General features: G+C 52.1%; 11 protein-coding genes. 5 read left to right on the top strand and 6 right to left on the bottom strand.

Features of this window, described 5'->3' with window-relative positions; genetic code table 11:
* Nucleotides 1-105 precede the first annotated feature (105 nt).
* From DBAC_RS16445 to DBAC_RS16465, 5 genes are all read left to right on the top strand, one after another.
* Nucleotides 106-1,220, top strand: a protein-coding gene (locus tag DBAC_RS16445) for an IS3-like element ISDba1 family transposase (RefSeq protein WP_143890741.1) whose coding sequence is annotated in 2 segments (ribosomal slippage) — nucleotides 106-355 and nucleotides 355-1,220 — 1,116 coding nt in all. Because the reading frame shifts where the segments join, the coding sequence is not laid out codon by codon here.
* Nucleotides 1,221-1,355: 135 nt separating this feature from the next.
* Nucleotides 1,356-2,720 carry an undecaprenyl-phosphate glucose phosphotransferase gene (locus DBAC_RS16450; RefSeq protein WP_015775450.1) on the top strand — a complete coding sequence of 455 codons (1,365 nt, stop codon included), beginning with the start codon at nucleotides 1,356-1,358 and terminating at the stop codon, nucleotides 2,718-2,720.
* A gap of 150 nt (nucleotides 2,721-2,870) precedes the next feature.
* Nucleotides 2,871-3,704, top strand: a complete 834-nt coding sequence (locus DBAC_RS18175; protein ID WP_015775451.1) for a glycosyltransferase — start codon at nucleotides 2,871-2,873, stop codon at nucleotides 3,702-3,704.
* A gap of 232 nt (nucleotides 3,705-3,936) precedes the next feature.
* Complete coding sequence (locus DBAC_RS16460; RefSeq protein WP_167320954.1) at nucleotides 3,937-5,049, top strand: glycosyltransferase family 4 protein; 1,113 nt, start codon at nucleotides 3,937-3,939, stop codon at nucleotides 5,047-5,049.
* Entirely contained in the window at nucleotides 5,015-5,806 is a 792-nt protein-coding gene (locus DBAC_RS16465) for a WecB/TagA/CpsF family glycosyltransferase (protein ID WP_015775453.1), read from the top strand. Before DBAC_RS16460 ends, DBAC_RS16465 begins: the two co-directional genes overlap by 35 nt.
* A 53-nt stretch (nucleotides 5,807-5,859) precedes the next feature.
* Here the strand turns inward: DBAC_RS16465 and DBAC_RS16470 are convergent, their stop codons facing one another.
* From DBAC_RS16470 to DBAC_RS16495, 6 genes are all read right to left on the bottom strand, one after another.
* Nucleotides 5,860-7,056, bottom strand: a complete 1,197-nt coding sequence (locus DBAC_RS16470; RefSeq protein ID WP_015775454.1) for an O-antigen ligase family protein — start codon at nucleotides 7,054-7,056, stop codon at nucleotides 5,860-5,862.
* The gene (locus tag DBAC_RS16475) at nucleotides 7,049-8,815 is read right to left on the bottom strand and encodes an ABC transporter ATP-binding protein (RefSeq protein ID WP_015775455.1); all 1,767 of its coding nucleotides are present in this window, start codon (nucleotides 8,813-8,815) and stop codon (nucleotides 7,049-7,051) included. The genes DBAC_RS16470 and DBAC_RS16475 overlap by 8 nt, the downstream gene beginning before the upstream one ends.
* Nucleotides 8,816-8,841: 26 nt before the next feature.
* Complete coding sequence (locus DBAC_RS16480; protein ID WP_015775456.1) at nucleotides 8,842-9,690, bottom strand: hypothetical protein; 849 nt, start codon at nucleotides 9,688-9,690, stop codon at nucleotides 8,842-8,844.
* A gap of 84 nt (nucleotides 9,691-9,774) precedes the next feature.
* Entirely contained in the window at nucleotides 9,775-10,419 is a 645-nt protein-coding gene (locus DBAC_RS16485; RefSeq protein WP_015775457.1) for a protein kinase family protein, read from the bottom strand.
* Complete coding sequence (locus DBAC_RS16490; protein ID WP_015775458.1) at nucleotides 10,416-11,504, bottom strand: glycosyltransferase; 1,089 nt, start codon at nucleotides 11,502-11,504, stop codon at nucleotides 10,416-10,418. The genes DBAC_RS16485 and DBAC_RS16490 overlap by 4 nt, the downstream gene beginning before the upstream one ends.
* Nucleotides 11,505-11,525: 21 nt before the next feature.
* A complete protein-coding gene (locus DBAC_RS16495) occupies nucleotides 11,526-12,419 on the bottom strand; it encodes a polysaccharide deacetylase family protein (protein WP_043811200.1) in 894 nt (297 codons plus the stop codon).
* Between the last annotated feature and the right edge of the window lie 27 nt (nucleotides 12,420-12,446).

The raw sequence follows: 12,446 nt of genomic DNA on the forward strand, positions 1-12,446 counted from the left end.
GCTAAATTTGTGACTCTGGTATGGTATTCACGTCTTTGACCTGCCCGGCACTTTTCAGACCAGTCGAAACTTGAGATAGGTTCCCCCTCAACCACGAGGGAACTGATGAAAAAGGGACGATTTTCCGAAGAGCAGATGGTGGGCATCCTGCGCGAAGCTGACCGCAGTCCGGTGGCCCAGGTGGCCAAGAAGCATGGAATCAGCGAGCAGACGATCTATACGTGGCGACAGCGGTTTGCCGGCATGTCCGCCGATGACGTGAAGCGGCTGCGGTTGCTGGAACAAGAGAACACGCGACTGAAGAAGATCCTTGCGGAACGGGACCTCGAAATCGAGGTCATGAAGGAGATCGCCGCAAAAAAGTGGTAGGCGCACCCGCCCGACGCCTCCAGGTGGCATACGCCAGGAGTCGCGGACTTTCACAACGCAGGGCGTGTGCGCTGTTATCCACTTCCCGGTCGTCGCTCCACCACTACGAGTCACGGCTGGAGGCCCGGGACAAGCCACTGATGGCGGCTATGACAGATCTGGCTGCGACGTATCCGCGCTTTGGATATCGCCGGATCAACGTGTTCATGGAGCGTCTGGGGCATGTCATGGGCGCCGACAAGGCGTTCCGCCTGTGGTCCAAGGCCGGGTTGCAGGTGCCCAGGAAGCGGCCTCGGAAACGAGTGGCGGCGTCCCGCCCGAGACCGCAACTGCCGATGGGAGCAAACGAACTGTGGGCGTACGACTTTGTCTATGACGCCTGCGCCAATGGTCAGCAGATCAAATGCCTGACTGTGGTAGACGAATACACGCGGGAATGCCTGGCTATAGACGTTGCCGGCAGCATCAGATCGGGCCGGGTGATCGAGGTGCTGTCCCGCCTGATCAGCGAACGTGGAGCCCCTCTGAGCCTGCGTTCTGACAACGGACCGGAGTTCGTGTCGAAGGCGCTGCTCAGATGGGCGGCTCAGGAGTCTCTGGATCTGGCGCTGATTGAGCCTGGGAAGCCATGGCAGAACGGTTTGAACGAGAGTTTTAACGGCAAATTTCGCGATGAGTGTCTGTCGATGGAATGGTTCCGGTGTCGGTCCGAGGCGCGGGTTGTGATCGAGGAATGGAGGCGGCACTACAACTCCATTCGTCCGCATTCAAGCCTGAACAACATGACGCCAGAACATTTCTGTCGGCAGTATGGGAAAAACCTGAACCGTGGGGAAACTCTCAAGAATTGAGTGGTCCGAAGTTTCCCGGCAGGTCATCTTCCCGGGCAAATAGAGGTAGATTAATGCAAACGACGAGAATATCCCATTTCATGTTATCTTGGGAAAGACTAAGCAATGCTGAGTAGATCAGGATCCCGTCAGTGGATGATTGGCCTTTTGTTGAAGGTTTCTGACGCCCTTCTGGGTGTGCTGATCTTCGCGCTCTGCCAGTATGCATACCATGGGTTTGTTTTCCACTCCTTGATCTACGAATTTTTCGCCGTCTTGATCGTTCTGCTCTCCCCTGTTTGCCTCGAATTATCAGGCGCGTATCGTACGTGGTCGTCCAAAGTTCCGCGTTTTGAAGGCCGGTCAGTTATTTTCGGATGCATTCTGGTTTATCTTTGCCTGATGTTTGTAGCGTATGCATTCAAAATCAGCGGCGCTTTTTCCCGAGTGATCGTCCTTTCCTGGTTTTTTTCCTGGCCCGTAGCCCTCGTGTTGCTGCGCAAGGTTTTGCGAATAGTCCTTAAGTATCGTAACAGGGATCGAATTCGTTCACAGACTGCGATTATTGTTGGGGCGGGTGATCTTGGCTTGTCTGTGGCCCGATATCTTGAGGAGAATGCGTGGCTGGGGGTCGGGGTCCGCGGTTTTTTTGATGACAAGAAGGATGGCTCCCTCGAGAACAAGCCGGTGCTGGGCCGGACCGAAAACGTTGCCTCCTTTGTTCGCGAGCACAAGGCCGAGTATGTTTTTTTGGCCCTGCCCATGCGTGCCGAGGATAAGGTCAAGCGTCTCGTGACAGAGCTTACGGACTCCACGGCTACGGTCTATCTCGTGCCCGATATTTTCCAGTTCGAGATGATGCTTTCCGGAGCTCCGAGGTATTTTGGCGAAATTGCGGCCATTGCGCTTTGGGAGTCTCCGTTCATTGGCCTGAACGCGGCCCTCAAGCGGTTGTTTGATATCATTTTTGCGAGTTTAGCCCTAATAATTATCTCTCCGGGTTTACTGGCTTTTGCCCTGGCGATAAAGCTTTCTTCACCAGGTCCCGTCTTTTTTACGCAACAGCGCTATGGCCTCCGTGGCGAACCCTTCTGGATTCTGAAATTTCGAACAATGACTGTGTGCGAGGACGGAAATAATTTCGTGCAATGCACCCAATGTGATCCAAGAGTGACTCGTTTGGGTGCGTTCATGCGCAAGTATTCGCTTGATGAACTTCCACAATTTTTTAACGTCTTGCAGGGCAAGATGTCGGTTGTGGGGCCAAGGCCGCATGCTGTGTCCATGAACGAGGAATACAGAAAGCTTGTGGCCGGATACATGTTGCGCCACAAAGTTAAACCAGGAGTTACCGGGCTTGCGCAAGTGAGCGGATTTCGTGGAGAGACCAATACCATGGAAAAAATGGAAGGTCGTGTCCGTAAAGACTTAGAGTATATTAAGTCGTGGACTTTGTTTTTGGACTTGAAGATTATTTTAAAGACGATCTGGGGTGGGTTTACGGGCTGGAATGCGTATTGATTAAAATCGGTCAGATGGGTTTGGGGCCAATAAGAGGATTTGATGTTTTGACTGCGCTGTTCAAGACGCTTCTGATGCATTTTCTTAATGTCAGATGACGGTGAGTGGGATTATGTACGCCGATGCGGGATTTTTTTTACACAGGATATCATGAAATTCTCAATAGTTACGCCTTCCCTCAACGACTTGCCTCGGTTGCGTCTTTGCGTGGGATCAGTACGTGGGCAGACTGGCGAGCGGGAACACATCGTGCAGGATGCCTGTAGTGTTGACGGTACGGCGCAGTGGCTGGCTGCGCAACCCGACATCAATTCGGTCTCGGAACATGATACCGGAATGTATGATGCGATCAACCGGGGGTGGCGGCGCTCCCAGGGTGACATTCTTTCCTGGCTCAACAGCGATGAGCAGTATCTGCCTGGCACCCTGGCCACAGTCGCCAGTTTTTTTGAGGCGTATCCGAAAGTTGACTTTGTGTACGGTCATGCCCTGGTGGTCGATGGTGACGGTGCCCTTCTGGCGGCCCGCCGTGAAATCCGCCTGTCGCGAACCTATATAGCAAACAGTTTTTTGAACGCGTATTCGTGCACGCTTTTTTTTCGTCGCCGCTTGCTGGACGACGGAGTCTTGCTCCTGGATGAAGGCTTGCGTTATGCGGCGGACATGGATCTGGTATTGCGACTGTTGGCCGACGGTCGCCGTTATGCTCGGATTGACAAGTACCTGAGCATGTTCACCCTCGATGGAACAAATCTAAGTTGTCACCAGGGCATGCTGGACGAGACGGCCGAAGTGCAACGTAGGCATGGTGGTTTTAGATCTCCGCTATTGCGACGCATTGTCACGCTCGGGCGTTACGCTGAAAGGTTCATCACAGGCTCTTATCGCCGCTCTACGATAACATATCGTCGTTGTATCGACGAGGTGCCGAATTACGAATCCATCGTGGGCACGGCGGTGTCTGGGTCGTATCGGACTCGCTGATGTGTATCTGTTTTTCACAAATTTGCTTTGACTCTCTGCTACACGTAAAATCTTGAACGCTAAATATATTTAGAAAAAAACTTTGGTTGATAATCAACTATAGACGTTGCCAATATGGATTATTGCAGCAGAATGTTGGTCGTAAACAAGCGCTGAATGGTAAAAAATGCATCCTAAACGTGTATTGATCGTTCATAATCGTTATATTCACCGTGGCGGGGAGGACTCAGTTGTGGAATCTGAAGCCGCTATGCTGGCGTCCAACGACATTGCTGTTCGAATATATGAAGAATATAATCATGGATTGAGCGAACAGTCGTTGTTGCGGATGGTTCTGGATGCGTTCTGGTCTCGGCGTAGCGCCCAACGTCTTGAAGCAGAGATTTCCTTGTTCAAGCCTGATGTTGTTCACGTCCACAATTTTTTTCCCCGTATCTCCCCGGCTGTTTTTTGGGTAGCCCGTCGTTTGGGCGTTCCTACCATCATGACGTTGCATAATTTTCGGTACGCATGCGCCCAAGGCATGCTCTTGCGCGATGGTCAAATATGCGAGTTGTGTTTGGGGCGAAGTGGGCATTGGGGTGTGTTTCACAGGTGCTACCGCGGCTCCTTCCTCCAGTCTCTGGTTCTGGTCGCCAGTTTTGGGCTGCATAAAGTGTTGGGAACGTTTAAGGCCAAAGTCTGTCGTTATATTGCCCTCAATGAATTTTGTCGCGCCAAATTTGTTGCTGCCGGGCTTCCTGCGGAGTTAATGGCGGTCAAGCCGAATTTTGTAGATTTGCCAAAACCGGATCAGAGGCCACGTTGCGGAGGTCTGTTCGTCGGTCGACTGTCTCCGGAAAAGGGACTCGAAACGTTGCTGGCTGCTTTGGAGCAGCAACCCGGAGTCAAATTCACCATTGTTGGTGACGGTCCCATGGCTGGTAGGGTGAGTCGGACGAAAACAGTGGACACCCGAGGCTGGCTGTCTCCTCATGACGTTCAGCAAGCCATGTGTGAGGCGGCTTATTTGGTGGTCCCAAGTCTTTGGTACGAAACATTTGGCCTAGTTGTTGTCGAGGCTTTTGCCTGTGGTTTACCCGTCATTGCCAGCAGGCACGGCGCGCTGGCCGAAATTGTCGAAGACGGCGTGACAGGCCTTCTTTTCGAGCCAGGCAGCGCCAATGACCTCGCGAGGGCCTTGTATTGGGCTGAAACGCATCCTGATGAGATGCGGGCTATGGGCCAGAACGCTCTTGAGGTGTATCAAGATCGCTACTCACCGGATGTCAATTATAAAATGCTTATGAACATCTACCAGGAAGCAATCGATGCATGCCGCCAATCAAACCCTCAAGCCTCTTGAGAGGTCGGGCGCCAGCATCGTTGGCAGTTTCATTGATGCCGGACACTGGGAGCAATTTTTGTCCACGATCATTTCTTGGGCGCAGGCCGGCCAGAGCCGAGTGGTGTGCGTCTGCAATGTTCATTCGGTAGTCACTGCCAAAAGCGATCCTGCATTGCGGGCTGCCATTGACGAGGCCGACATGGCCACTCCAGACGGTATGCCTCTGGCATGGGTGTTGCGTCAAAGAGGATTCCCCGAACAGAAGCGTGTCAACGGTCCGGACTTGATGTGGCGCGTTCTGCCTCTCGCTGAGACGCAGGGAATTCGCGTGTTCTTTTATGGAAGTACGGAGGGCACCCTGCAGCGACTGTGCAGCAGCGTGGGAGAAACGTTTCCCAATCTGTCGCTAGTCGGATCATATTCACCGCCGTTCAGAGTTCTGACCGAAGACGAGCAAAACGAAGAAGTCGAGCGCATCAACTCCTCCAGAGCACAGGTCGTTTTTGTGGGGCTTGGCTGTCCCAAGCAGGAAATCTGGATGCACCGCAACAAAGGACGAATTAACGCCGTGATGCTTGGAGTCGGTGCTGCTTTTGATTTCCACGCAGGGACGCTGAAAAGAGCTCCCCTATGGATTCAAAATAGCGGCTTGGAATGGCTTTTCAGGTTGCTTCAGGAGCCAAGACGGCTATTTTTTCGTTATGTTACGACAAATAGCGTATTTGTTTGGACTATTTTGTGTGAAAAGTTTTTTCAAAGTTCGAAACGTATATGATGGTTTATGATTAAAGTTGAAATGAATTATGTTTTGCGCAAAATAAAAAGTTATTATTTCATTTTTAATGAATTAATCAAAATTGCATTTGAATTGATAACCGCCATTCCGATTGGAAACAAGAAAAACAAAGCGCCATCTCTACTTAGAAAGCGGACATCAAATAATCCAAATGCGAGTATAAAAGTTGTGCAGTAGAGTATCAAAAGCTTATTTTCTTTCTTCGTGGTTGATAGAGATAATGCTAAAATTAGAAAAATAAAAATAAATCCTACTATTCCCCATCCATATATGATTGCAATATAAGAATTATGAGGATGTGCAAACGCTTTATCTAGGGCATATGGATTATTTTTCTTAATTTCTAAATAGTGTTTGTCTAAATAGGATCTGCTGTACGTTTCGAACGTTCGTAGACCGTTTCCAAACAGTGGTGATTCTTTAAATCCTGCAATGCCGATAGACCAGGTTGGCAACCTGTTTTGAAAGTTTGGCTCCTTGTGCGGGGCGAGCACCATGCCCGTGATTCTTTTTTGCGCATCTGGCGCCATAAAGGGCAGGGCCATTGCACCAACGGCGATGGCTACAACCATACCCCCCACCGCTAATTTCCACGACCTGAGCAGGGCAAACAGCCCAAGGGCCGCCGCAAGCCCCAGATAGGTTGATCGTCCTACCGTCAACAAGATAGCAATGCCCAAAATCGCCATCAGAGCGTACCCGATGCGACGAATGGTGGGCTGTGGATGCGGGAAGGATATCAGAGAGAAGATGCCGAAAGACGCGAGCACTCCGACAACGTTGTGATGCGAATAGGACAAGGTGAGGCTGCCTACGTAGCCGGTGGTTTCGATCAGTGGATAGTCAAAAGCCAGGCTTGCGACCACTCTTGCAAGGAAATGGGCGGACAGGGCCAGGGGGAGCAAGAACAAGATGGAAGGCATCTTGTCCTTGAAGAAATAGCATCCAGCCGCTCCCGCGAAAAATGCCGCGCTGAACATGTCGGCGATGGGCAGATCCTTGAACAAATGACCCGGAGTGATGGCAACGTATGCGAAAAATACGATCGGGATGAAAAATTTCCAGCTTACAGTGATGTTTCCGCGAACGTATTCCCGGACGAGCAGCACTGCGCCAAGCACCCCGCTTGAATAGAGAAAGGCATACGCGCCGATGTTTATGCCAAACGCCACAAACATGCCACATAGCGCAAAAAGAAATATTTTTTCAAGTTGCACTTTTTCAGACATTTGGACTGACCTCTGATGTCGTGAACTGCAGATTGTATAATTTCTGATATGTTGGACAGTTATCCAATAATTGGACGTGAGTGCCAACGTCAAGAATCTGGCCCCCCTGCATAACCACAATCTTATCCGCCGACAGGATCGTCGACAGCCTGTGCGCGATGATCAGGCTTGTTCTGCCCTGCATGAGGTTTTCCAAGGCCTGCTGGACGATGCGTTCTGATTCCGTGTCCAGGGCTGAGGTGGCCTCGTCGAGGATCAGGAGCGACGGGTCCTTCATGATCGCCCTGGCGATGGTCAGGCGCTGTTTTTGTCCTCCGGACAGTTTCACCCCTTTTTCCCCAACCACCGTGTCGTAGCCTTGCGACAGCTCCAGGATGAAGTCATGGGCATAGGCCGCCTTGGCGGCCTGCTCCACGGCTTTCCGGTCGAGTTCTTGTTGTCCGTAGGCGATATTTTCAGCCACAGTCAGGTTAAAGAGAAAAGGATCCTGGGAAACGATGCCGATGTTCGTGCGTAGGCTGGGCAAGGTGTAGTCGTGCAGGGGCTGGCCGTTCAGGCGGATTTCGCCTTTCTGGCAGTCGTGAAAGCGGGGGATGAGCTGCACGAGCGACGTCTTACCCGCCCCGCTCTGGCCCACGAATGCCACCCTTTCGCCCGCCTTGATTTCGAGATTTATATCCTTAAGGGCTGGTTCCTGGGTACCGGGGTAATTGAAGGACACGTTCTTGAAGGACAGGGAGGAGAAGGGCGGGGTGTAGACCTCCTTGCCGCCTGTCTCTTCGCTCAATTCTTCGGAATCCAGAATTTCAAAGACCCTTTCCGCTCCGGCCATTGCCTGCTGTATGGTGTTGTTGGCCTGACTGATGGATTTGAAGGGGTCGTAGAGCATGACCAGGGCTGTGAGGAAAGAGAAGAATTCGCCGGGGGTGCGGTTACCGGCGATGACCTCGCGGCCGCCGTACCAGATGACTAGGCCCGCGCCCACGGCGCCGATCAGCTCCATGAGCGGCGAGGAAAGCTGGTTGTAGATGGCGCCCTTGATGCTGATTTTGACCAGATTATTGCTGGTCTGTCCGAATTTTTCCTTTTCGATGTCCTCGGCCGCGAAAGCCTTGACCACGCGCAGGCCGTTGAAGCTCTCCTGCAGGTGCGAGGAGATGTCCGCGATCTTGGATTGGTACTTGCGGCCGACCTTGCGCAGTTTTCGGCCGAAATACACTACTGGGTAAATGGCCAAAGGAAAGACCAGACAGGCCCAGAAGGCAAGCTTTGGGTCGCGGTAAATGGTCAGACCGATGAGGCCGACCATGGTCAGGGAGTGCTGGATGATACGGATGAGTTCCGGCAGGCTCGCGCTGATCAGGTTCACGTCGCTTATGATGCGCGACATGAGCATGCCCACCCTGGTCTCCCCGAAGAAGTCCACGGGCAGGCAGATGATTTTGGCGAACAGTTCGTAGCGCAGACGCTCCAGCACTTTGAGCCCGCAATAGGACATGAGGAACTTCTGGACAAAGAGACCAAGGCCCTTGGCCAGAAACACCCCGACCAGAAGCAGGGGTACGAACATGAGGGCGGATGCGTCTTTTTTGATGAAAATTTCATCCAGCGCCGGTTGCACCAGGTAGGCTGCGCCAGCTGTGCAGGCAGCGACAATGCCCAGACCGCTCATGGCGAGGGCGATATGCAGCTTGTATGGCAAGAAGTAACCCAGGCTTCGCTTCAGGAGCCTGAATGTGCTGTTTTGAGGATCTGTCATGAGAGTATCCGGAGGCGTTATCGCCGTTATGCGTTTCGGTCAGCGAAGATTTGGGGTTTACGGGCTTTCAGGTTGTTCATGATCGGGATGCGCCATTGCTTTTTTTCGCGGACTTCAAGGTAGGAGTCCAAGAAGACATCCAGCTCTTCCGGCGTGCAGGTGTAGTGGTTGGAGTCCGCATAGTGCCGGAAGGCATGCATGGTGCGTCTTAAGTTCGGATAGCGCCACGGGTAGAAATTGTCGAAGTCAAAGAAGTGGAAGCGGAATTCGTTACCAGGCAGCATCTCGACGACCATATTTTGGTCTGTGTCCTCGGTGTAAACGCCTAGGGAGTGAACCTTGCCCAACTCCCGGCCAAGCTGGGTGAAGAATGTCAGGCGGACTTCCGGGGCAAGTTCCCGCACGGTCCGCAGGAAGTGCTTGTAGGCGATACACGAAACTGGCAGCTTTTCTTGGAAAAAAACGGAATCGCTCAGCCAGCCGTTTTTGAAGGTGTTGAGCACACCGGCGGGTATTGGAACGCGTACAGCATTGTCGAAAAGATAGGCATGCGTTGCGCAATTTCGTTCGGCTTCTGAAAGTAAAAGGACGCCTAGGTTTTGGCTGAATTTACGACCATTGTAGATTTTGGGAATGAAGACCCGCTCGCCAAGAGTGAGTTCCAGTTGGGGACAGACACAGCGGTTCTGGTCCCTGAAGGGGCTGCCAAGATCGGCGGCTCTCCGGCGCCATTGTTCCAGAAGGGAAAAAGCCTGTTCGTTGTCAAGGAATGGAGTGCGCCAGAACACGCTCCGTGCTGTAACCGAGGGTATGCGAATGAGAGCCTTTCTTTGTTTCAGAAAGTAGCGGGTGATGTCGGAAAAAATGTTGAACATACCTGTTTCTCTATGCCGGGTTGGCGCGGTGTCGCGTTTGCGGCTTGGCCCTGGCGTCGTCCATCTTTGTGAATACTGTCGCGGTCATGGTAGAAACATGTCCGTGATGCTTGGAGCTTTGGTGAAATCGGGCACGCCTACGTCCCGATAGACCCGCTGGAACTTGCGCGTGACCTTGCGACGAATGAAAAATGGCAATTTGAGCCAGAACTGGCCACGGTGCCTTATGACGCTGTTCTGAAAATCAATGAGCACCGGGCAGTCCTGGTTGCGGACCAGGATGTTGCGGCAGGCGATGCCGAAGTGGTCGATGGCGCTGGGCAGCAGAACGTCCCGCCGGATGCGTTCGAGGGCCTGGAAAAAGGTCAAGCTCAAAGGGCGGGTGTTGGAGTCGAGGTTCTTAGCCACACCGCCCGTATCATCGGTGACCAGTTCCATGACCAGGGCGTCACGACCGCAACGTGTCTTTTCGATGCCGTAAAACGTCACGAAATGTTTGACCAAGTCGTCCGGTACATGGGCCATAAGCCGGTGGTGGTTGTCGAGTTCGTACCTCAGCATGTCCGGAATCCCGTATTTTTTCTGCGCGATCATGGCCGGGTCCGGGAACTCTCCTTTGTATTTGCGATGATGAGCCAGGACCTTGGCGCAGCGCGTGGGGTCTCCCTTGATGGCGTAAACTGTGCTCCAGCCGCCGATGGTGGAAATTTCCGAGTCGAGTGTTATCATACGCCTGTGTTGTTTTGTGATGAAGCGTCTTGTTTGGGGGAGAGTATAAATTCTAAAAATTTTTTGGTCTGCAATTCAATTGAAAATGTTTCCGCTGCGTGGGTCCGGACTCGATTCTTCAATTCGAGGATTTCTTCCCCAGGCATGTGGAGTAGCGTGGTCAGTATGTTGGCGAATTCCGCTCCTCGGCTTTGAGGTGGAATAAGATGGGAGCTCAGGAATTCGGGCCATATTTCAGGGGCTCCGCCTGCGTTTCTGGCAATGGGTATCAGGCCATTGGCCATGGCTTCTTCTAGGGCGATGCCGAGGGGTTCGCACTGGCTCGGCAGGATGAAGATGTCCGCCGTACTTAGTTGCTTTGCGACATCGTCGACATATCCGGTAAAGACAACCCGGCCCATGAGCCCAAGTTTGTGGACGATCAATTTCAACTCCGCTGAAAGAGCTCCTTCCCCAACGATAGTCAAAGAAAAGTCCAATTTTTTGTCGGCAAGAATTTTACATGCTTCCAAAACGTCTATGTGCCTTTTGTCTTTATTGAGTTGGCTTGTGGTTATGATTTTAAGCGTTTTATTCGCTTGTATTACGTGCTTGGAAATTTTTGTTCCTGGGTGGATTGCTACAGTTTTAAATTTTTTTGCGTAAGGTACATTTTTCAAAAAACCTTTCTTTGTGTATTCGCTGCAACAAAAAAAAGATGGTTTTGTAACGTAATGCAGTATTTCGTTCTCTATTTTATTTTGTATGTCTCCAGGACTACCGACGTGAACAATGAGCGGTATGCCCGCAATTTTCGCCGCGATTCCAGCCGACTTAATATCTTTTCCAACATTAGCAATCACGCGTTGGATTTTTCTTTTTTTGAAAAACAAATATAGATTATAGATAAGTATTGGGTTGTAATCAACGCCAAATTGTATTTGATATGATTCTATTTTTTTTTGTGTGGCCCGATCAATAAATCTTTTGTCTTTTCCAAATATCACAGAGTTGATGTTTAGCTCCTTGAATGCAATTGCCGTATCAATGCACCACGTCTTGACCCCTCCCCATTTTCGTGTGCTATTGACAAATGCGATATTCATAGACGTCCTTTGTGCATGGCCCTAGCGGAAGATTTTCGAGGTGAGCGTGTGGGCGTGGAGGAAAAGTTTGTTTCTGAGCCATGTCGGGCTGTTGGCGTCCTTCACGGCGATGCGGCCGATACGTTGCCTAGGCGAGCCTGGGCCGACAAAGGTCCGTTCAAGAGTCAGCGCGCCTAGGTATCCGGCCTTGATGCTGGCCTCAAGGGTTGTTTCGTCGAATTGTCCCCAGGGTAGGCATATATATGGGCAGGGGCGATCCAGGATTGTCTCCAACTCTTTTTTGGCCCGGCTGAAATCTTTGAGGCACAATGCCAAACGTTCTTCCTTCTCCGCGATTAGCAAGGGAGCGCTGTTCCAGTCCAGCCCGAAGCCCGTGTGGGCGTAAGCGCTACCCACCGGGTATACCGGGGAGTCGGCTGCTGCGTTTGGGCCGCAAAGGGCTTTGTGGCTCCAGTGTTTTTCGTCGCCGAGGGTGCCGTTCGGTTCGTTGCTGGTGAAGCAGGCCTGGTGCGCGGCGGAGTGCGAGTACACTTCCATGTCTAGGTCATGCACCACGGCGCGGATTTCGCCCTCGTTCATGAATCCGTCGCAGTTTCCGGACAAGGCCTGCTGCATGATGTCGCCAAACGCAGGCACTCCTGCCGGTTGCATGGTTTGATCCGCGCGCGGACGGGCTTTGCCTGGGCGCAGAAAGTTGGTGATGGCGAAAAAGACGCCCTTCATGTTTCGGCGCAGCAGTTCCGGCACGGCGTAGACCCAGTTGTCCAGGGTGCAGTCGTCGAAGGTGATGACGATGGCTGGAAAGGTGAGTTTTTCTTTTCCGGTGATGACATCGTATAGCCGGGCCAGGCTTATGGTTTCAAAGCCCAGCTTGCGGATCAGGTCCAGGTGGGAGCCGAATTTTTCCGGTGTCATGCCGCTGTCCGGGCGCACCTGATGGTA

The organism is Desulfomicrobium baculatum DSM 4028 (genome assembly GCF_000023225.1).
Taxonomy (GTDB): Bacteria; Desulfobacterota; Desulfovibrionia; order Desulfovibrionales; family Desulfomicrobiaceae; genus Desulfomicrobium; species Desulfomicrobium baculatum.

Coding starts and splice junctions, on each gene's coding strand:
- DBAC_RS16450 (WP_015775450.1), top strand. CDS start 1,356: ATGATTGGCCTTTTGTTGAAGGTTTCTGACGCCCTTCTGGGTGTGCTG.
- DBAC_RS18175 (WP_015775451.1), top strand. CDS start 2,871: ATGAAATTCTCAATAGTTACGCCTTCCCTCAACGACTTGCCTCGGTTG.
- DBAC_RS16465 (WP_015775453.1), top strand. CDS start 5,015: ATGCATGCCGCCAATCAAACCCTCAAGCCTCTTGAGAGGTCGGGCGCC.
- DBAC_RS16470 (WP_015775454.1), bottom strand. CDS start 7,056: ATGTCTGAAAAAGTGCAACTTGAAAAAATATTTCTTTTTGCGCTATGT.
- DBAC_RS16475 (WP_015775455.1), bottom strand. CDS start 8,815: ATGACAGATCCTCAAAACAGCACATTCAGGCTCCTGAAGCGAAGCCTG.
- DBAC_RS16480 (WP_015775456.1), bottom strand. CDS start 9,690: ATGTTCAACATTTTTTCCGACATCACCCGCTACTTTCTGAAACAAAGA.
- DBAC_RS16485 (WP_015775457.1), bottom strand. CDS start 10,419: ATGATAACACTCGACTCGGAAATTTCCACCATCGGCGGCTGGAGCACA.
- DBAC_RS16490 (WP_015775458.1), bottom strand. CDS start 11,504: ATGAATATCGCATTTGTCAATAGCACACGAAAATGGGGAGGGGTCAAG.
- DBAC_RS16495 (WP_043811200.1), bottom strand. CDS start 12,419: ATGACACCGGAAAAATTCGGCTCCCACCTGGACCTGATCCGCAAGCTG.